24 protein-coding genes are annotated in these 18,901 nt (G+C 72.5%); 7 read left to right on the forward strand and 17 right to left on the reverse strand.

Annotated elements, in window-relative coordinates; translation table 11 throughout:
• Window positions 1–36: 36 nt before the first annotated feature.
• From MNZ29_RS12960 to MNZ29_RS24970, 3 genes are read right to left on the reverse strand one after another with little or no spacing between them, the layout of a single operon-like run.
• Window positions 37–267 (reverse strand): thioredoxin family protein, encoded by a 231-nt coding sequence (locus MNZ29_RS12960; protein ID WP_242338840.1) that lies wholly within the window; start codon window positions 265–267, stop codon window positions 37–39.
• On the reverse strand, window positions 267–509 hold the full coding sequence (locus MNZ29_RS12965; protein WP_242338838.1) for an anti-sigma factor: 243 nt from the start codon (window positions 507–509) through the stop codon (window positions 267–269). Before MNZ29_RS12965 ends, MNZ29_RS12960 begins: the two co-directional genes overlap by 1 nt.
• Window positions 503–1,534: a sigma-70 family RNA polymerase sigma factor gene (locus MNZ29_RS24970; RefSeq protein ID WP_308197063.1), complete on the reverse strand. Its 1,032-nt coding sequence runs from the start codon at window positions 1,532–1,534 to the stop codon at window positions 503–505. The genes MNZ29_RS12965 and MNZ29_RS24970 overlap by 7 nt, the downstream gene beginning before the upstream one ends.
• Between MNZ29_RS24970 and MNZ29_RS12975 the strand changes: the two genes are divergently transcribed.
• From MNZ29_RS12975 to MNZ29_RS12990, 4 genes are all read left to right on the forward strand, one after another.
• Window positions 1,425–1,718 (forward strand): DUF6789 family protein, encoded by a 294-nt coding sequence (locus tag MNZ29_RS12975; protein WP_242338834.1) that lies wholly within the window; start codon window positions 1,425–1,427, stop codon window positions 1,716–1,718. The two genes, MNZ29_RS24970 and MNZ29_RS12975, sit on opposite strands and share 110 nt — an antisense overlap.
• Complete coding sequence (locus MNZ29_RS12980; RefSeq protein WP_242338832.1) at window positions 1,676–1,873, forward strand: hypothetical protein; 198 nt, start codon at window positions 1,676–1,678, stop codon at window positions 1,871–1,873. Before MNZ29_RS12975 ends, MNZ29_RS12980 begins: the two co-directional genes overlap by 43 nt.
• Before the next feature lie 82 nt (window positions 1,874–1,955).
• The gene (locus MNZ29_RS12985; protein ID WP_242338830.1) at window positions 1,956–2,273 is read left to right on the forward strand and encodes a helix-turn-helix transcriptional regulator; all 318 of its coding nucleotides are present in this window, start codon (window positions 1,956–1,958) and stop codon (window positions 2,271–2,273) included.
• The gene (locus tag MNZ29_RS12990) at window positions 2,270–2,674 is read left to right on the forward strand and encodes an SRPBCC domain-containing protein (RefSeq protein WP_242338828.1); all 405 of its coding nucleotides are present in this window, start codon (window positions 2,270–2,272) and stop codon (window positions 2,672–2,674) included. The genes MNZ29_RS12985 and MNZ29_RS12990 overlap by 4 nt, the downstream gene beginning before the upstream one ends.
• Window positions 2,675–2,732: 58 nt before the next feature.
• Here MNZ29_RS12990 and MNZ29_RS12995 read toward each other — a convergent pair whose 3' ends face one another.
• The 14 genes from MNZ29_RS12995 to MNZ29_RS13060 form a co-directional block, all read right to left on the reverse strand.
• A complete protein-coding gene (locus MNZ29_RS12995; protein ID WP_242338826.1) occupies window positions 2,733–3,398 on the reverse strand; it encodes an NrsF family protein in 666 nt (221 codons plus the stop codon).
• On the reverse strand, window positions 3,395–4,072 hold the full coding sequence (locus MNZ29_RS13000; protein WP_242338824.1) for an RNA polymerase sigma factor: 678 nt from the start codon (window positions 4,070–4,072) through the stop codon (window positions 3,395–3,397). The genes MNZ29_RS12995 and MNZ29_RS13000 overlap by 4 nt, the downstream gene beginning before the upstream one ends.
• Window positions 4,073–4,335: 263 nt before the next feature.
• On the reverse strand, window positions 4,336–5,379 hold the full coding sequence (locus MNZ29_RS13005; RefSeq protein ID WP_277957283.1) for a sigma-54-dependent Fis family transcriptional regulator: 1,044 nt from the start codon (window positions 5,377–5,379) through the stop codon (window positions 4,336–4,338).
• A gap of 208 nt (window positions 5,380–5,587) precedes the next feature.
• Window positions 5,588–6,085 carry a ferritin gene (locus MNZ29_RS13010; protein WP_242338822.1) on the reverse strand — a complete coding sequence of 166 codons (498 nt, stop codon included), beginning with the start codon at window positions 6,083–6,085 and terminating at the stop codon, window positions 5,588–5,590.
• A gap of 105 nt (window positions 6,086–6,190) precedes the next feature.
• Window positions 6,191–6,703, reverse strand: coding sequence for a GNAT family N-acetyltransferase (locus MNZ29_RS13015; RefSeq protein ID WP_242338820.1), 513 nt, complete (start codon window positions 6,701–6,703; stop codon window positions 6,191–6,193).
• Between the two features lie 201 nt (window positions 6,704–6,904).
• Window positions 6,905–7,444: a DUF1697 domain-containing protein gene (locus tag MNZ29_RS13020; protein ID WP_242338818.1), complete on the reverse strand. Its 540-nt coding sequence runs from the start codon at window positions 7,442–7,444 to the stop codon at window positions 6,905–6,907.
• A gap of 201 nt (window positions 7,445–7,645) precedes the next feature.
• Window positions 7,646–9,415, reverse strand: a complete 1,770-nt coding sequence (locus MNZ29_RS13025; RefSeq protein ID WP_242338816.1) for an amidohydrolase family protein — start codon at window positions 9,413–9,415, stop codon at window positions 7,646–7,648.
• Between the two features lie 178 nt (window positions 9,416–9,593).
• The gene (locus tag MNZ29_RS13030) at window positions 9,594–9,770 is read right to left on the reverse strand and encodes a hypothetical protein (RefSeq protein WP_242338814.1); all 177 of its coding nucleotides are present in this window, start codon (window positions 9,768–9,770) and stop codon (window positions 9,594–9,596) included.
• Between the two features lie 145 nt (window positions 9,771–9,915).
• Window positions 9,916–10,191, reverse strand: coding sequence for a hypothetical protein (locus MNZ29_RS13035; RefSeq protein ID WP_242338812.1), 276 nt, complete (start codon window positions 10,189–10,191; stop codon window positions 9,916–9,918).
• A 247-nt stretch (window positions 10,192–10,438) separates the two neighbouring features.
• Entirely contained in the window at window positions 10,439–11,122 is a 684-nt protein-coding gene (gene pyrF / locus MNZ29_RS13040) for an orotidine-5'-phosphate decarboxylase (RefSeq protein WP_242355491.1), read from the reverse strand.
• A gap of 137 nt (window positions 11,123–11,259) precedes the next feature.
• On the reverse strand, window positions 11,260–12,375 hold the full coding sequence (locus MNZ29_RS13045) for a DUF4388 domain-containing protein (protein ID WP_242338808.1): 1,116 nt from the start codon (window positions 12,373–12,375) through the stop codon (window positions 11,260–11,262).
• A gap of 7 nt (window positions 12,376–12,382) precedes the next feature.
• On the reverse strand, window positions 12,383–14,110 hold the full coding sequence (locus tag MNZ29_RS13050) for a proline--tRNA ligase (protein WP_242355493.1): 1,728 nt from the start codon (window positions 14,108–14,110) through the stop codon (window positions 12,383–12,385).
• 111 nt (window positions 14,111–14,221) lie between these two features.
• Window positions 14,222–15,331: a flavodoxin-dependent (E)-4-hydroxy-3-methylbut-2-enyl-diphosphate synthase gene (gene ispG, locus MNZ29_RS13055; protein WP_242355495.1), complete on the reverse strand. Its 1,110-nt coding sequence runs from the start codon at window positions 15,329–15,331 to the stop codon at window positions 14,222–14,224.
• 104 nt (window positions 15,332–15,435) lie between these two features.
• Complete coding sequence (locus tag MNZ29_RS13060; RefSeq protein ID WP_242338802.1) at window positions 15,436–16,503, reverse strand: thioredoxin domain-containing protein; 1,068 nt, start codon at window positions 16,501–16,503, stop codon at window positions 15,436–15,438.
• A gap of 64 nt (window positions 16,504–16,567) precedes the next feature.
• Between MNZ29_RS13060 and MNZ29_RS13065 the strand changes: the two genes are divergently transcribed.
• From MNZ29_RS13065 to moaC, 3 genes are all read left to right on the forward strand, one after another.
• Window positions 16,568–17,380, forward strand: a complete 813-nt coding sequence (locus MNZ29_RS13065; RefSeq protein WP_242355497.1) for a methyltransferase domain-containing protein — start codon at window positions 16,568–16,570, stop codon at window positions 17,378–17,380.
• A 92-nt stretch (window positions 17,381–17,472) separates the two neighbouring features.
• Window positions 17,473–18,417, forward strand: a complete 945-nt coding sequence (gene trxB / locus MNZ29_RS13070; protein ID WP_242338799.1) for a thioredoxin-disulfide reductase — start codon at window positions 17,473–17,475, stop codon at window positions 18,415–18,417.
• 4 nt (window positions 18,418–18,421) lie between these two features.
• Window positions 18,422–18,901: cyclic pyranopterin monophosphate synthase MoaC (gene moaC, locus MNZ29_RS13075; protein WP_242355499.1), on the forward strand; the 480-nt coding region annotated here is incomplete at its 3' end.

Raw genomic sequence — 18,901 nt, forward strand, 5'->3', positions numbered from 1 at the left:
AGATCGCGGGGGCACGCCCGCGAGGCCGTAGAGGCGTCAACCGACGCCGGCGCCCGGGGGTGTTTGGAGATCGACGTCCACGCCGTCCACGAGCACCGTGGGTGAGCCGCGGAACCCGAGGCGCTCCGCGTCCTCGAGGGTCCGCACGTGGACGATCTCGATCGACGCCTCCAGCGCGAGGGCGGCGACCACGTCCTGCAGCAGCGCGATCGTCTGCTCGCCGTGACCGCAGCCGGGGCTCATCTGGACCTGGATGGTGATTGCCATCACGACCTCCTCGTCTGCTTCCAGTCGTCGAAGCGCCGGAGCAGCTCCTGCTCCAGGTCGGGCGACAGCTCGGGCACGGGCAGCGCGCCGAGCGCGGCCGCGGTCGCCTTCACCTGCCGGACGTACCGGCGGCAGTCGCGGCACATGCCGATGTGCACGCGGAACCGGAGGCGATCCACGAACGAGAGGTTCCCCTCCGCGTAGTCGGTGACGAGCTCCGTGAGCTCCTTGCAGGTCAGCATGGGCGTCCGCCTCGCATGTACGCCTCGAGCGCTTGCCTCACGCGCGTCCGCGCGCGGTGGAGGAGCACTCGCTGGTTCGTCACGGTGAGCCCGAGGAGATTACAGATCTCCTCCGTCTCGAGACCCTCCTCGTCGCGGAGGACGAGCACGGCGCGCTGCGTGGCCGGCAGCGCCGCCACTGCGACCTCCATCACGCGGCGGGTCTCGGCCTCGAGCGCCAGCCGCTCCGGGGTCTGGTCGGTCCAGCCGACCGGGGGGTCGCGCCAGCGCCCGGCGGCGTCGAAGCGCTCGGGGTCCACGCGCTCCTCGGGACCCGCGTCGGCGAGCGCCGAGAACGGGACGCTCCGGCCTTCCCGGACCGCCCGGCTCCGGGCGCGGTTCGCGAGGATCCGGTAGAGCCAGGTCTTGAACGACGCGCGCTCCTCGAACCCGTCGAGGCCCTCGAGGACGGCCATCCAGGTCTCCTGGACGACCTCCTCCGCCATCGAGCTCTCGCGGGTGAAGAGGCGGGCGAGGCGGAGCAGCCCTCCACCGTGCCGCCGCACGAGCGCGGCGAACGCGCCCCGGTCTCCGGCTCGGATGCGCCGTACCAGCTCGGAATCGTCGAGCTCCGCTGCACGCCCTTCGGCAGCATCATCGCCCGTGGTGGTCGCGCTCCGCATCGGAGGCGCTCGATGTTGTCGGCTTTCGCGAGGGACCGCCACGGGAAACGACCCCGAACCATCGTGAGTCCCCCGCTCCGCGCCGCTCATGCAGGAGGGTCCCGCGAGACGCTCGAACATTACGGCACCACCGCGAAACCTGGCGGGCCCCGCTCGGCGACGCAGCGCCGTAATCTCGAGCCGCGCTCGAGGACGGATCGTCAGGGACGCCGATCGCGGGATTCTCCCGCACGGTCGCCTCGGGGAGGTTTCCATGACTCGACTGAACTGGACGCGCGCCATCGTCGGCGGCCTCGGCGCCACCGCCGCGATGACCGCCCTCATTCTGATGGCCCCGGCCATGGGGCTGCCGCCGATGAACATCGGCGCGATGCTCGGATCGTTCCTGGGCGGGAGCCTCGTCCTGGGCTGGCTCGCGCACTTCGTGATCGGGACGGTGCTCGCCGTGATCTACGCCGCCGGCTTCGTGCACCGCCTGCCGGGCCCCGCGTGGATCCGCGGCGCGTGTACGGGCTCGTCCCCTGGATCGTGGCGCAGCTCGTGGTGATGCCGATGATGGGCGCGGGGCTGTTCGGCGGCTCGTTCGGTGCCGGATTCGGCAGCCTCATGGGCCACCTCGTCTACGGCGCGGTCCTCGGCGGCGTCTACGGCACGGCGCGGGAGACCCACGCCGTGGGTCACCCCGTGCAGGCGCACGCGTGAGCGGGGAGACGCTTCCGGCCGCCGCGACGTGATGCGTCGGGAGTCGTTGACGCGTCGGGATATTCCGACCTATGTTGCGTCCATGCCGCAGACCGACGTCTTCTCGGCGCTCGCGAACCCCGTCCGCCGGAACATCCTGATGCAGCTCCGGAAGGGCCCCCGCGCCGTGAAGGAGCTCGCGCGCGGCTTCGACGTGGGCCGGCCGGCCATCTCGGAGCACCTCCAGGTGCTCCGCAAGGCCCGGCTCGTCCGCGAGGAGCCGCGCGGCCGCGAGCGGTACTACCACCTCGATCCGCGTCCCCTCTCCGAGGTCGACGCCTGGCTCGAGGCGTTCACGCGCTACTGGGATCGGCGGCTGGCGGCCCTCGGCGAAGTCCTCGACAAGGAGAAGACGAGATGAGCACCCCTGGAATCATCCACCTCGAGCAGCGCTACCCGCATCCGCCGTCTGCGGTCTGGCGCGCGCTCACCGACCCCGAGCTCCACGCGCGGTGGTGGGCCGCCGGCGACGTCCGCCCGGTGGTCGGACACCGCTTCACGCTCGACATGGGGCAGTTCGGGAAGCAGCCGTGCGAGGTGATCGCGGTCGAGCCCGAGCGGCTCTTCAGCTACCGGTTCGCGACGGGCTCACTCGACACGACCATCACGTGGCGGCTCTCCGCCGAGGCGGGGGGCACGCGCCTCTCCCTCACGCACGAGGGGTTCGATCTCGACTCGCCCATGGGCCGCGCAGCGTGGGAAGGAATGAAGGGCGGCTGGCCCGCGGTCCTCGAGCGCCTCGGGTCGGCGCTGGGCGCCTAGCAGGAGCTCGCCACGTCCCCGCGGGGATCCTGCTCGGCGCGCCCGTCGGTCTCGTTGCCTACACCCTGGGCAGGCGGAACAGCCGCACTCCGAAGGCCGAGCCCGCCAGCGCGAGAACCAGGAGGGGCAGGACGTGTCCCAGGAGGACGTGCGACCCCGTCGCCAGCGGGCACCAGAGCTCGACCATCACCGCCGCCCAGGCGCCGGCCACGGACCCGAGGGCGGCGCCGGCCGTCCCGGGGTGCCGCGGCTCCACGCGCCGGCTGGCGTAGGCCAGGGTCGCGAAGGGCCAGGGAGCGGTCAGGGCGGTGAGCGCGAAGCAGCGCCAACCGACGCGGGTGAACGGATCGGCATAGGTGCCGTGCCAGAGCACCAGCCACGCCCCGACCAGCAGCGGCACGCCGATGGCGACGGCCAGCAGCAGTCCGCGCGGCGGCGAGAGCATCGAGCGCCGCGAAGGGAGGACGAGCCACGTGGAGGCGAGGGCCAGGGCGACGGTGCCGGCCAGGATCCAGGCTCCGCTCGAAGCCGGCCGTCCAGCGGCGTGCGCCAGCCCCGCGACCTCGCCGAAGAGGGGCGGGACCCACAGCAACACGCCGGACATGGCCACGGCGGCGAAGGCGGCGAGCCCGATGGTGAACGGGAGCGGATCCGTCCGGCGCGGCACGGGGTGCTGCCGGACCGCCTCCAGGACGCGCATCTTCAGGGACTCGGGGGGCATCATGTCGGCGTTCCTCCCTCGATGTCGCGCGGCGACCGGAGAGCCGGGCGAGTCGTCGACTCCGAGGAGCCATGGAGCCGCCGGGCCTCCTCGCGGAGCGCCGCGGTGGCGCGGTGCGCGCGGATCTTCACCATTCCGCGGGTGATCCCGAGCACCTCGGCCGTCTCTGCCACCGAGAGCCCCTCGAACTTCACGAGCTCGAAGGCCTCGCGCCAGCCTGACGGCAGGGAGGCGAGGTTGCGCCGCGCCTCGGCCGCGACGCGCCTGTGGTGGAGAGCCTCCTCCGGTGACGGGGCCGCCGACGGCTCCTCGGGATCGCGGACGTCGTCAGCCCGCAGCACCTCACGCACCCCGCGGCGGCCGAGGTCGATGAGCAGGCGGCGCGCGATGGCGTAGGCCCAGGGAACGACCGCGGCGCCGCGAGCGAAGCGATGGCGGGCAGCGTGGATCTGGAGGAGCGTCTGCTGCACCGCGTCCTCCGCCGCGCTGCGGCTGCGGGTCCATCGCAGGGCGAAGCGGTGAAGGCGTGGCGCCAGCTCGTCGTAGACGTCGCCGAACGCCGCGTCCTCACCACAGGCATACCGCTCCATGGCGCGGTCGGCGCGCGACGCGCCCGCGGCGCCGACGTCGCTTCTACCGTCCATCATGAGCGCGACCTGTCCCATCACTGCCTGCATGGACGCCTCGTCGCACGCAATACGCACACAGGCTCCCCCGGTTACAGGCGTGACGCGAGGCGGAGGGGCACCCGCCATCCGTTCGGGCTGCGGTAGCAGCAGTAGACGGCACGGCCGGGGACGCGGGCGACCCCGCCGTGCGAACGGGCGCCATCAGCGGAATCGAACCGGCGGCCGACCGGCTGAAATCAGCAGGTCCCGCCCGTGGCGCCGGGCGCTCGACTATGGCCCGGCGTGTACCTCGTCGCCGTGTTGCCTTCCGTTCACGCGGCTTCACCCAGGACCGGGCGGCTGATCTCGAGCGCCTTCATCCGCGACTTGAACGTCGACGGGCTCACGTCGAGGAGCGCGGCGGCGCCACCCACCCCGCCCACCCGCCATCCGGCCCGCTCCAGCGCCGCGATCATGTTCTCCCGCTCGAGCTGGCGCAGACGCCGCGCCGTGAGGATCTCACCGTCGACGCGCCGGGCCGCGAGCGGTCCCACGGACACCGTCGCGAACGGGAGGGCGGGCGTGGGGAGCACGCGGTCGAGGTGCAGCAACCCGTCCGATGAGGTGATGATCGCGCGCTCGACCGCGTTCCGCAGCTCGCGGACGTTCCCGGGCCACGAGTATCCCCGCAGCGCCGCAGCGTCGGCGGGACCGGGGGGCGCAACCTCCCTGCCGAGGCGGTGGGCGAGGCTCTCCGCCATGGCCGTGGCGAGCAGCACGACGTCATCGCCGCGCTCGCGCAGCGGCGGGAGCCTGAGCGGGAACACGCTCAGGCGGTAGAACAGGTCCTCGCGGAACTCGCCGCGGCGCACCCCCTGCTGCACGTCACGGTTCGTCGCGGCGATCACGCGCACGTCGACCTTCCGCGTTCGAGATCCACCGACGGGCTCGAACTCACCCTCCTGCAGGACGCGCAGGAGCTTCCCCTGGAGCTCGAGCGGCAGCTCGCCGATCTCGTCGAGGAAGATCGTCCCCCCGTCGGCCAGGGCAAACCGGCCTTCGCGCCGCTGCGTCGCCCCGGTGAACGCGCCGCGCTCGTGCCCGAAGAGCTCACTCTCGATGAGCGTGGCCGGCATCGCCGCGCAGTTCACCTTGACGAGCGGCCGATCCCGGCGGCGACTCCGATCGTGGATCGCCCGCGCGAAGAGCTCCTTCCCGGTGCCGGTCTCGCCCAGGAGGAGCACCGTCGCGTCGGTGGCCGCGACCTGCGCCACGCTCTGCAGCGCGCGCCTGAGCGCGGGGCTCCGCCCCACGATGGCGTCGTTCGCGTCCGTGATCTCCACCCTGGGGTCGGCCTGGTCCATGAAGACTTGCATTCGGTCCTCGCTACGCGCGTTACGGACCGGGCTCGCTCTGGTTACAGCCGCTCCGCGAGGGAAGCGATCGGGCGCCCGCTGCCGCGGCGGGCAGGCGTGAGCACCTCGACGGCGGAGGCCCCACGACCTGGTTCGAGAACGCCGCCGGGCGCGTCGACTGCGACGGAGGCGGGCTCACCTCCAGTGCGCCCTCATGTCCCGCGGCCGTTCATGGGGTCCTGCCGCGCTTGCCGTACTCCTTGTCCAGATAGAGCGCAGCGCCGGGCCGGTCGCCGACCATGCGGAGCTTCTCGACGATCTCCTCGGCTCGCGCCTCCTCCTCGACCTGCTCCGAGACGAACCACTGCAGGAAGACCTGCGCGGAGGTGTCCCGCTCCTGGCTCGCGGTGGCGTGGAGCTCGTGCACCAACGCCGAGATCTTCCGCTCGTGCTCGAGGACCTTCTCGAACACGTCGTTCACGGTCGTCCACGCAGGAGGGGGGGCGTCGAGGGCGGCCAGCCGTGCCTCGCCCCCGCGCAGCAGGAGGAAGTCGAGGCTCCTGCGCGCGTGCGACAGCTCCTCGTCGTGCTGGACGCGGAGCCATCTCGCGAACCCCTTCCACGTGTTCGCTTCGCACCAGGCGGACATCGCGAGGTAGAGGTACGCCGAGTACATTTCCGCGTGGACGTGCCGGTTCAAGGCTTCCTGCATCTTCGGGCCGATCATCACGAGCCTCCTCCGCAGAGGGGGTACCCATAACCGCCGCGCGGCGGGAGGACATGCGCGAGAATTCGCTGGCCGGCTGGGCGCGCGCGAAAGGGGTGGGATGCATCACCGCGCGTCTGGATAGACGTACACCCGTACGAGCGTGTCCTTCACCCGCTGGTCGGCGTCGTACGCGTACTTCGCCCCGAGCCGCTCGGCCACGCGCACCGCGGCCGCGTTCCCGGCGAGGATATGGCTCGTGACGCCTCGAGCGCCGACGACCTCGTGCGCGTAGCGCAGCGACCGCGCGGCCACTTCGCTGGCGTAGCCCTTCCCCCACGCGGAGGGGACGAGCGCGTACCCCACCTCGACGTCCGTCCAGGGCTCGAACCGCGTGAGGCCGGCGCGACCGACGAACGCGCCCGTGGCGCGCTCCTCCACGGCCCACGGACCGTAGCCGCGGAGATACCAGTGGCCCATGAAGGCGCACAGTGTGCGGAACGCCGCGGCGCGATCCTGGACCTCGCCGATGTACCGCATGACCGTGGCGTCCGCGTTCATCGCGGCGTGCGCGTCGAGGTCGCCTTCGCGAAACGGCCGCAGGATGAGGCGCTCCGTCGTGAGCGTCGGAATGTCCATGCTTGCACCTCGCCGGCGGGCGGCCGCTGTTCCCCGCTCTCAAACTCATCGCAGACCGCTCGCGGCTTGTCATCATGTCGGCCGCTTCGCACGCCGCCGCCCTCCTGTCGGCGGGGGGGTCGAGACCTTCCACTTTGTCCGACGCTCGTTCGGCGCAGGACGAAGCGGTCGCCTGTGCGTGATCGGCGACGGGCCCGCTCGTCAGCGGAAGTTCCTCGCCTGGCCCTTCAGGATCCCCACCACGGCCGTGATGGTGTTCCAGTTCCGCGTCGTCACCGTCGCCCCGAGCAGCCTGTCGAGCTGGCCGAGATAGCCGATCGTCTTCATGTGACGGCGGTAGAGCCCGAAGACGAAGCGTTTCCTCGACGCGATCACGCGCAACGACCACTCGCCGTCCGCCGGAAGAGCGAACGGAATCGAGGCCCGGACGCGGCGAGGTTTCGAGAGGATGCTCACGAATCGTACGACGTCGGCGCGTGCCGGCTCGGCTTCGAACGGATTCTCCGTCTCGAAGCGGATGAGCTCGCGCCCGTCGCAGAGGACGACCTCCGCCTCGAAGGGCAGCTTCCGGAGCAGGTCGGCGCGGAACCTGGCGCGGGAGCCGGGCTTGCGAACGACGAACGTGCCCGCCGCGCCCACGTTCACGACGTCGTACTTGCTCAGCGCTCTCGCGAGGAGGCTCGGGCGGAACGTCCTGTAGCCGCCGACATTGACCCCTCGAAGGAAGACGACCAGCGCCATCGAAAGGTCATAAAGAGAGGGGTCAAGACCTTCCACTTTCCACTTGTCGAAGGCTCATCCGGCAGCGAGATGACGGGGTCGCCCCGCTCCGCGCCCGCATCTGCCGTGGGTCGCCCGCTCCGGGGACGATCTCGAGTTCTTCCCGCCGAATGATGCGCGGCGCTCTCGGGCGGAGGCGCAGCGATCACCTGCGGGGCGAGGTCAGGGCAGCATGACCTTGCGGATGAGCCCGCCCTCGACCTCGTAGCGCACCCACCCCACGTCCCACGGATCGGGCTTGTCGGGGGCGCGACCCGTGATGATCTCGTGGTCGAGGACGATCCGGTCTCCCTCGGTCTTCCGCTCCACGACGCGAGCCCTGTTCTGCGGGTGCTTCGCGAAGAGGTCGCGGTAGCGCTCGCGCAGCGACGCCTTGCCCGCCGAGAGCGTCCTGCCTTCGGCGGCGCTCTCCACGGCCGCGTCGTCCGCATAGGTCGCGAGGAACGCCTCGAGGTCCTGGGCGTTGTACGCGTCGAGCTGCATCTGCACGACCTCCACGGCCGTGCGCGGGAGGATCTCGTCGGGGCGGAGGGCACGCCCGTCCTTCACGACCAGCGCGATGCGGCTCGTGTTGCGGATGTCGGCGAGCGGGCTCGCCTCGAGCACGACGAGGTCGGCGAGCTTGCCGGGCTCGATGGCGCCGAGGTCCGCGAACCGGCTCACGACGCGCGCGGCGCTCCCCGTGCAGGCCGCGAGCGCCTCCGCCGGCGTGAGCCCTGCCTGGACGAGCAGCTCGAGCTCCCGGTGGATCGCCGGACCGTGGAACGTCCCGGGGTTCCCGGCGTCGCTGCCGGCGACGACCAGGACACCGGCGTCGCGCTCGCGCCGGATGTTCTCGAGCTGGTACGGCCCGAACGGCCCGCGCTCACGGGCGCGCGCCACGAGGTCGGGGGGAAGCTCGACGGGGTCGAGGAGTGTCGCGACGATGAACGGATCGGCGATCTCCACCTCGGCGCGTGAGAGGCGAGGCGCGCGCGTGAGGAACTCGTAGTATCCCTCGCCGACGACGGCGGTCGTCACCCACGGCACGCGTCGGTCGCGCGCGAGCGCCAGGATCGCGTCGTCGAGCGGCGCGTCGCGTACGCCGTGCACGAGGACGTCGGCGCCGGCGAGGAGCGCCAGGCGCGCCGTCTCCAGCTCGGTCGCGTGGACCGCGACGCGCGCACCCGCCGCGTGGGCCTCGTCGATGGCCGCCTGCGCGACGGCGCGCCACGTTTCGGGCGTGGCGCCCTTCGGCACGAGCCACCACAGCTTCACGAGGTCCGGCTGACGTCGGAGCTGCGCCCGGACCGCGCGTCGTGCGCCATCCGGATCCGTCACCTGGACCATCGGCGGATCGTCCAGCGCGAGCTGGGGGCGTGCGACGCTCGACAGGAGCGGGCCGGCGACCGCCACGCGCGGGGCAAGCGGCGACCTCGCGGCGCGCTCGCGTACCTCGAAGTTCCACTCCGGCCCCCCCATGTCCACGACCGCCGTCACGCCGCTCCGCAGGTACCGGCGGAACACATCGTCGATCTTCGCCCGGATCGCGGCCCGCTCCTGCGCGTACGGCATCCGGGCCGTGAGGTCGACGCCGTCGGGCCGTGTGTAGATGCTGCCCGACTGGAAGAAGTGGACGTGCGCGTCGATGAGGCCAGGGATGACCCACCGATCAGGCCCGCCGACCACCTCGGCGTGCGGGGGCGCCGCCACGTCCGATGCCGAACCGACGCGCACGATCCGGTTCCCCTCGATCACGACGACGCCGTCGTCGATCGCCGTCCCGTCGGGGAGGATGACGTGGCCGCGCACGACCAGCGCGTGATCGCGTCCCGGCGCGGCCGACTCCGTGGCCTTCGCGCCGGCCCCGGCCGACGGCCGGGCCGAGCGACAGGCGGCGAGCGCGAGGAGCGCGAGGAGGAGGAGTCTGCGCCGGGCCCGAACGAAGCGCATGCCGCATTCCTTACGGGGCGACCGGACGCGCGCAACGACGGTGGGGTTCCGCCGATCGGCGGACACGGCACCGGCGCCGACGACCTCGTCGGCGCGCTGATCTCCTGGGTTGCCGGCTCGCCGCGCGAGGTCGAGCACGTGCGCGCACGTCCTCACGGACAGGCGCGTGCGATGCCGTCTACCCGAGCGCCTTCTTGATCTTCGCGACGTCGGACGCCGCGTAGTAGTTGCACGGCCCCTTCTTCGCGGCCGGCTTCAGCTTCAGCGCCACGATGGCGTTCTTGACCTTCGCGTCGGAGACCTTCAGCTGGACGGCGATCTTGGAGGCGGTGAGCAGCTCGGGCGCGGTGGGCATGCGCGAATCATACACGCGGCTCGGGCGCAGGCGATGCCGACGGGGGGTCGAGACCTTCGCCGCCATCGCACGAGCAATGGCTTCCGACTCACCTGAGCAACGGGCCGGCTTCCCGAGCCGAAACGGCCGGTCGCGTCAGGGAGCCCTAAGACGGCGAGTGCACCGCGGTCGCGGCGGAGGTCTCGCCCGGCGCCCACTCGCCGGCGGTTCGGCCCCGCTCCCCATCGAGCGCCGCGGTCCGGAGCTTCATCATCAGCGGGATGGTCGTCAGGGCTCCGACCGCGAGGAGCGCCCAGCCCGCGCCCTCGCGCACGCCTCCTCTGAGCCTCCTGGACAGGAGAAGCCCGATCCCGGCGCCCAGCACGACGCGCGTTCCAGCGATCAAGATCATGTCCGGTACCGAGACGATCCTCTGCCTCATGGCGTCCTCCCTCTGCCCATCTTCGTGCGCTCGCCCGTGCGCGGGGACGCGTTCGCAGATGTTGCGGGCGCATCGCCGTACGCCGGGACGCCGAGCCGTTGCCTGCCTCGCGGGCATGGCCGCGCACGAGTCACGTCGTCAAACCTAGTCCGCTGAGCTCGGTCCCGCCCCGAGTTACGCCGCGGCGTCGGAACGTCGACCTGGGAGATCGGTCCGCGCCGGCGTCGGTCCCGGCTCGAACCGCGTGCTAGAGCGTCCCCGCGATCGCCCGCGCCGCCGCGGCCGGATCGCCACCCTCGCGCAGCGGGCGCCCGATGACGAGCACGTCCGCGCCGGCGCGCACGGCCTCCGCGGGCGTCGCGACGCGAGCCTGATCGCCCCTCGCCGCGCCCGCGGGACGGACGCCGGGGATGACGAGGAGCGGGCCAGCCCCGACGGCGGCGCGCACCGCGGCCACCTCGTGCGGCGAGCAGACGAGGCCGCCCGCCCCCGCGCCCACCGCGAGCTTCGCGAGCCGCACCACCGCGTCCTCGGGCGGGCCGGCGAGGCCGATCGCGGCGAGCGCCGCCGCGTCGAGGCTCGTGAGCACGGTCACCGCGAGCACGCGCACGCCCGGGCCGGCGCCGCGCACCGCGGCGCGCACCATCTCGGCGCCGCCGGAGGCGTGCACGGTGAGGAGCGACGCGCCGCTCGCCGCCGCGGAGCGCGCGGCGCCCTCGACGGTGTTCGGGATGTCGTGGAGCTTCAGGTCGAGGAACACCGGCTTCCCGAGCGCCGCCGCGGCGCGCACGACCGGCGGGCCCTCGGCGACGAACAGCTCGAGGCCGACCTTGAGCATGCCGACCTCCGGCGCGACCGCGCGTGCGAACGGCTCGGCGGCGGACCAGGACGGGAAGTCGACGGCGGCGCAGATGCGATCCTTCGGCTGCATGCTGTTGGCTCCTCCCTGTGCGAACGTTCTCGACGGCTCCTCGAGCCGTGCCCACTCGTGGCTCGATGGGCGTGCAGTCCGCTCGCCGAGCGCCCGCCGAGGGACGAGCGGCGAGGGCCCACCCCTCCGAACCGGCGCTACCCCTTCCCCACCTGCATCCGCCCCACCTCGCGCAAGAGCGCCTCGGCCCGCTCGCGCGGCAGCCGGCTCTTCGCCTCGAACAGCGCGAACGCGAGCAGCTCGTCGAGCGCCTCGAGCGCGCGCGCCCGCGCCGCCGCGCCGCGGAACGCGCCGGCGGCGCTCACGTTGCCGAGCACCTGGCCGACGTCCACGCCGCCGTCCTCGGCGACGCGCACGCCCTCGAACGGCGCGCGGCGCTTCTCGGGGAGCTGCTCGAGGTAGCCGTTGAGCCGGGCGGTGGCGTCGGGCGTGGCCGCGACGAGCGCGGCGTGCACGCGCAGGAAGATGCGCCGGTACGTCTCGAAGGGACCGCTCGCGCGCGCGGGCGCGGCGGGCTCGGGAGGCGCGATCTCGATCGTGACCTCCGGCTCGCCCGGCCCGGGCGTCGTGGCCGCGCGCGCCGCCTCGACCTCCTCGAGCCGCTTCATGCCGGCGAGGAGGAGCTCGCGCGTGCGCTCCGGGAGCTTCACCGCGGTGGCGTCGTCCACCGGGCCCTCCAGGAAGGCGAACTCGCCGGTCGTCTCCACGAACGCGCCGAGGACGATCTCGCGGACCTGGCGCGTCACGCCCTCGTAGAGCTGCCCCGCGCCGAGCGCGCCCTCGTCCACGAGCACCTGCCCGAGCGGGCGCCCGCCGCGCGCGAGCCGCGCGCAGCGCTCGAGCTCCTCGTCCGGGACGAGCCCTTCGCGCCTGAGCACCGCGCCGAGGCGATCGGCGGGATCGCTCGACGACGCGAACACCACCTGCCCGTCGCGGAAGTAGATGCTCTTGCGGCGCAGCCGGTCGGGGGCGTCGGGGGCGGCGCGCGACGCGTCCTCGCCGAACGCGAGGAGGAGCACGCCCGTCTTGAGCGAGGTGAACACGAACTGGATCACCTCGGGCACGGTGAGCGCGCCGAGCGAGCCCGCGAACCAGGCGCGCGGCGCGTCCGCGCGGGCCGGCACGAGCAGCGCGAACGCCCCGCGCGCGGAGACGAGGTCCACCTCCCCGCCGCCGCCGAGCCCGAGCGCCTCCGCCTCGCGCGGAGGCACGAGGACCTCGCCTTCGCGCCCGACCGTGAGCCGCGCGCGCATGACCGGCCTAGCCCCCGGCCCGCACGCGCTCCACGGCGCGGCGCGCCACCTCGCCCACGGGCACGAGCTCCACGGCCTTGTCGCCGCGGAGCTTCCACTCGACCTTGCCCTCGGCGAGGCCCTTCTTGCCCACCGCGATCCGGAGCGGGATGCCGACGAGGTCGGCGTCCTTGAACTTCACGCCGGCGCGCTCCTCGCGGTCGTCGTGGAGCACCTCGAGGCCCGCGTCCGAGAGCGCCTTCACGATCTCGTCCGCGGCCTGCTTCAGCTCCGGCTCCGGCCCGAGGGTGAGCACCGTCGCCTGGAAGGGCGCGATGGAGAGCGGCCAGCGGATGCCGTTCTCGTCGTGGTGCAGCTCGATCGCCGCGGCCATGATCCGCTCCACGCCGATGCCGTAGCTGCCCATCACGATGGGCACCGCCTTGCCGTCCGCGTCGAGCACGGTCGCCTTCATCGACTCGGAGTACTTGGTGCCGAGCTTGAAGATGTGGCCGATCTCGAGCGCCTTGAACACGTCGAGCGTGCCGTCGCAGCGGGGACAGCCCTCGCCCGCGCGCACCGTGCGGAGCTCCGCGAGCTTCGCGTGCGGGCCGGTCAGCACGTCGCGGCGCACGTCCACGCCGCGCAGGTGGAAGCCGTCCTCGTTCGCGCCGGTGACCATGTCCCTGCGGTCGGCGAGCGAGGGATCCACGAACACGTGGACCTTCGAGAAGCCGACCGCGCCGAGCGAGCCGGCGCGGGCGCCCATGAGCGGCGGGATCTCCTCGGCGTGCGCCGGGCGGAGCACCTGCGCGCCGGTGGCGGTCTGGAGCTTCGCCTCGTTGAGCTCCTGGTCGCCGCGCACCACCGCCACGACGAGCTTCTCGTCGCCGACGTACACGAGCGTCTTGAGCTGGCGGGTCGCCGCCACGCCGTACGGCGGCGCCGCGAGCGACTCGATCGTCACCACGCCCGGCGTCGCGAACTTCTCCGGCTTCGGGAGCCCGGCGCCGTCCTGCTCGGCCGGGAGGCGCGAGGTGGCGGTCTCGGTGTTCGCCGCGTAGCGGCACTTGGGGCAGGCGGCGACGAGGTCCTCGCCGGCCTCGGTGCGGACCATGAACTCGGAGGACTCGCTGCCGCCCATCGCGCCGGAGTGCGCCTGCACCGCCACGAAGTCGAGGCCGCAGCGGGTGAAGATCCGCTCGTACGCGCGCCGCTGGTCCTCGTAGCTCTTGTCGAGCCCGGCGCGGTCCACGTCGAACGAGTAGGCATCCTTCATGGTGAACTGGCGGACGCGGAGCAGCCCGGACTTCGGGCGCGGCTCGTCACGGAACTTGGTCTGGATCTGGTACCAGACCTGCGGGAGCTGGCGGTACGAGCGCAGCTCGTCGCGGGCGATGGCGGTGAAGATCTCCTCGTGCGTCATGCCGAGGCAGTAGTCGCCGCCCTTCCGGTCCTTGAGCCGGAACATGTTGTCGCCCATGACCTCCCAGCGGCCCGACTCCTTCCAGATCTCGGCGGGGTGGAGCGCCGGCAGGAAGAACTCCTGGCCGCCGATCGCGTCCATCTCCTCGCGGACGATGGCCTGGATCTTGGTGAGCGTGCGCTTCGCGAGCGGGAGGTAGTCGTAGATGCCGGCCCCGAGCTGGCGGATGAAGCCGGCGCGGACGAGGAGCTTGTGGCTCGCCACCTGGGCGTCGGCGGGCGCTTCCTTCAGGGTGGGGACGAACGCCTGGCTGAGTCTGACGACGGGCATGGTCCGGGGGTTATACACCGCCCGGCGCTGGCCTCGCAGCGCCTCGCGGCCTCACCGGGCGCCATGATCACGGGGCGCACGCGGCCGGCTTGGCGTGGGGCGCAGCCCCCGTCAGCCCTGAGTCCGGCTCGAGGCGATCGCGATCGCCTCGGCGACCACCGCGTCCTCCAGCTCCTCCGCCTTCATCCGCTTCACGATCTTGCCCTCGCGGAAGAGGAGCCCGACGCCGTTGTGGCCGTAGGCGACGCCGACGTCGGCGGCGGCCGCCTCGCCCGGCCCGTTCACCTCGCAGCCCATCACCGCGACCGCCACCTCGCCCTTCAAGGTGCCGAGCCGCTTCTCGACGCGCTCGGCGATGGGGATCATGTCGACCGAGCAGCGGCCGCAGGTCGGGCAGGAGGTCATCGTCGCGCCGCCGAACTTGAGGCCGAGCGACTTGAGCAGCAGGCGCGCGACGCGCACCTCCTCGACCGGATCGGCGGTGAGCGAGACGCGGATGGTGTCGCCGATCCCCTCGCCGAGCAGGATACCGAGCCCGGCGGCGCTCTTCACCGTGCCGGCGAGGAGCGTCCCCGCCTCGGTCACGCCGAGGTGGAGCGGGTACTCGAAGCGCTGCGAGAAGAGCCGGTTCGCCTGCACCGTCATGGCGACGTCGTGCGCCTTCAGCGAGACCTTGATCTCCCGGTAGCCCTCGTCCTCGAGGAAGCGGATGTGGCGCTCGGCGCTCTCGACCATGCCCTCCGCGGTGGGCCAGCCGTGCTTCTCGACGATGTCCTTCTCGAGCGAGCCCGCGTTCACGCCGATGCGGATGGGCACGAGCCGCTCGCGCGCAGCCTTCACGACCTCGCGCACGCGCTCGCGCGCGCCGATGTTGCCGGGGTTGAGGCGGATGCCGTGCATGCCCGCCTCGATCGCGGCGAGGGCGAGGCGGTAGTCGAAGTGGATGTCGGCGACGAGCGGCACCGGCGAGGCGCGCACGATCGCGGCGAGCGACCCCGCCGCGTCCTTGTCCGGCACGGCGAGGCGGACCACGTCCGCGCCCGCCTCGGCGAGCGCGCGGATCTGGGCGAGCGTCGCCGCGGCGTCGGCGGTCTGGGTGGTCGTCATCGACTGGACGGCGATGGGGGCGCCGCCGCCGATGGCCACGTTGCCCACCCGGATGCCCCGCGTCCTCCGCCGCTCGCCGAGCGTCGCCGCCGCACCCTGCCCGTATCCGCCCATGCCTGGAGGTCCTCTCTCTCCGCCCCGAAAAGGCGAGGCGGCCGGCCCTCTATCTAGGGCACGGCCGCCTGCGGTGCAAACCGAGCCGTCGGCTCGACGGGGGGCTACTTCTTGCCCGCGCTCGCCAGCTCCTCGTCGATGATCTTCTTGAACGCGTCCATCGGCTGGGCGCCGCTCAGCATGCGGCCGTTGATGAAGAACGCCGGCGTGCCGGAGACGCCCGCCTCCTCGCCCGCCTTCTTGTGACCCTCGACGATGCTCGCCTTCTCGCCGGAGTCGAGGCACTTGTCGAACTTGGCCTGGTCGAGCTTCAGCTCGCCCGCGTAGCGCTTCAGGTCGGGGACGTCGATCTTGTTGCCCGAGCCGAACAGCTTCTCGTGCATGTCCCAGTACTTCCCCTGGTCCTCGGCGCAGTGGGCCGCCTCGGCCGCCTTGGGCGCGCGCGCGTGCATCGGGAGCGGGAAGTCGCGGTACACGAGCCGGATCTTGTCCGGGTAGGCGTCGAGCACCTGCTTCACGGTGCCCTCGGCGCGCACGCAGAACGGGCACTCGAAGTCGGAGAACTCCACGATCGTGACCGGCGCCGCCTGCGGCCCCTTCGCCGGGCCGGTCGCCGCCACCTGGACCTTCGGCGGCTCGTAGGCCGGCAGGAGCACCTCCACCTTCGCGTCCTTCTTGAGCTGCTCGTAGTAGTCGGCGAGGAGCCCCTGCGCCTTCTGGTTCTTGATGAAGCGCACGATCTCCGGCTTCACCTGGTCGAACGGCGGGAGCTGCTGGCCGCCGGCCTTGGCGCGGTCGTACAGCGCGCGGGCCTCCTCGTCGGAGGGCTCGGCCACCTTCGCGCCGATCTCCTTCTGGACCATCTCCTCCGGCGTGACGTTCTGGGCCTTCGCCTTCTCCTCGACGATGCGCTTGCGGATCATCGCCTCGAGCGCCTGGCGGCGGAGCTGGTACTTCTGCTCCTGGTACTGCTGCTCGAGCTGGGAGAGGTCACGCTTCACGAGCTCGTCGAGCTCGCCGGCGGTGATCGTCTGGCTGCCGATCTTGGCGACGGGCGCGCTCGGGTCCTGCTTCTGCGCCTGACCGTTCGACGCCTGCTGCGCCGGGCGGGGGGACTGGCACGCCGCGAGCGCGAGCGCGAGCGCGGCGACGACGAGGTGACGGCTCTTCATGGGGCGGAGCTCCGGAGGAGATAGGCTTTCGGGGGTACTCTTGAACCGGGGAGATTCGGTCAAAATGCCGAGGAGGTCAACGCATTTGCCCGCCGCCGAGCGAGACGTCTGGGACCCCGATCGCTACGCGCGCTTCGCCGACGAGCGGCGCGCGCCGTTCCTCGATCTGCTCGCGCTCGTCGAGCCACGCTCCGCCATGCGCGTGGTCGATCTCGGCTGCGGCACGGGCGAGCTCACGCGCCTCGCGCACGAGCGGCTCCGCGCGCGCGAGACGGTGGGCGTGGACGCGTCCGCCGCGATGCTCGCCCGCGCGGCGACGCACGCGGGCGGCGGCCTCGCCTTCCGGCAGGGAGATCTCGCGGCGGTGGATGACGGACCGTACGACCTCGTCCTCTCGAACGCGGCGCTCCACTGGATCCCGGACCACGAGGCGCTCCTCCCCCGGCTCGCCGCGCTGCTCGCGCCCGGCGGGCAGCTCGCGCTGCAGATCCCCGCGAACGAGGAGCACCCGTCGCACGCGATCGCCCGCGCGGTCGCGCGCGAGCCGGACCTCGCCGCGTCGCTCGGCGGCTTCGTGCGCGAGAGCCCGGTGCTCGCGCCCGAGGCCTACGCGCAGCTCCTCTGGCGGCTCGGGCTCGAGGCCCGGCGCGTGCGGGTGGAGATCTACGGCCACCCGCTCCCCGAGCCGGGCGCGGTGGTCGACTGGGTGCGCGGGACGCTGCTCACCGACTACGAGCGGCGCCTCCCACCCGAGGCGTACGCGCGCTTCCTCGAGCGCTACCGGGCGCGCCTCCTCGAGGCGCTCGGCGACGCGCGACCCTTCCTCTACACGTACCGGCGCGTCTTCCTCTGGGCGCGGCGCTCGGCCGCGCCCTGACGCGTGGCGCGGGCCGCCCCGCGCACAGAACCTTCCCCATGACACCCGGGCTCTCAGGGGATAAACAACCGTCCGCCCAAGCGAGGGAACCCATGGCTCAGCACGAGAGGCTCGTCATCATCGGCAGCGGACCGGCCGGCTACACGGCCGCCCTCTACGCCGCGCGCGCCAACCTGAACCCGCTCCTCTTCGAGGGGATGCAGCCTGGCGGGCAGCTCACCATCACGAGCGAGGTCGAGAACTTCCCCGGGTTCCCCGAGGGCATCCTCGGGCCCGAGCTCATGGAGCTCCTGAAGAAGCAGGCGGAGCGCTTCGGCACGCGCTTCGAGATGGGCGAGGTGACGCGCGTGGATCTCTCGCGGCGCCCGTTCCAGCTCTGGCAGGACGACCGGCTCTTCACCGCGGACGCGGTGGTGATCGCCACCGGCGCGACCGCGAAGTGGCTGCAGATCCCCTCCGAGAAGGCGTACCAGGGCCGCGGCGTCTCGGCGTGCGCGACCTGCGACGGCTTCTTCTTCCGCGGCGTGGAGGTCGCGGTCGTCGGCGGCGGCGACACCGCCATGGAGGAGGCCATCTTCCTCACGAAGTACGCGACGAAGGTCCACGTGATCCACCGCCGCGGCGAGCTGCGCGCCTCCAAGATCATGCAGGACCGCGCGCTGAAGAACCCGAAGATCGAGCTCGTGCTCGACACCGTCATCGACGAGATCCTGGGCGACGCCAAGGCGGTCACGGGCGTCCGCCTGCGCTCCACGAAGGACGGCTCGACGCGCGAGCTGCCGCTGAAGGGCGTCTTCATGGGGATCGGGCACGAGCCGAACACCCAGATCTTCCGCGGCCAGCTCGCCATGAACGACGTCGGCTACCTCGAGGTGAAGAGCCCCTCGACGGCGACGAGCGTGAAGGGCGTGTTCGCGGCCGGCGACGTCGCCGATCCGAGCTACCGCCAGGCGATCAGCGCGGCCGGGTCGGGCTGCATGGCCGCCATCGACGCGGAGCGGTTCCTCGGCGAGCACGCGACGGAGAACTGGGACTGAACCGATGAAGATGATCGACGTCGGCGCGAAGCCGAAGACGGAGCGCGTCGCGGTCGCGCGCGGGTTCGTGGCGATGTCCGCCGAGACGGTCGCGCGCGTCGAGCGCGGCGACGTCGAGAAGGGCGACGTGCTCGCCGCGGCGCGGCTCGCCGGCGTCATGGCCGCGAAGAAGACGCCGGAGCTCGTGCCGCTCTGCCACCCGATCGCCCTCTCCGCCGTGGACGTCGAGGCGGAGCCGGGGCCGCGCGGCGTCGCCGTCTCGGCGACCGTGCGCACGGTGGACCGCACCGGGGTCGAGATGGAGGCGCTCGCGGCCGTCGCCGCCGCGTGCCTCACCATCTACGACATGCTGAAGCGGTACGAGAAGGGCATGCGCATCGAGGGGCTGGAGCTCGTCGAGAAGAAGGGCGGCCGGAGCGGCCACTGGCGCCGCGACGCCGGCGCCGCCGCTGCCCCTGCGCCCACGCCGGCAAGCCGCGTCCGC

The organism is Anaeromyxobacter sp. SG64 (assembly GCF_022690745.1).
Lineage (GTDB): Bacteria > Myxococcota > Myxococcia > Myxococcales > Anaeromyxobacteraceae > Anaeromyxobacter > Anaeromyxobacter soli.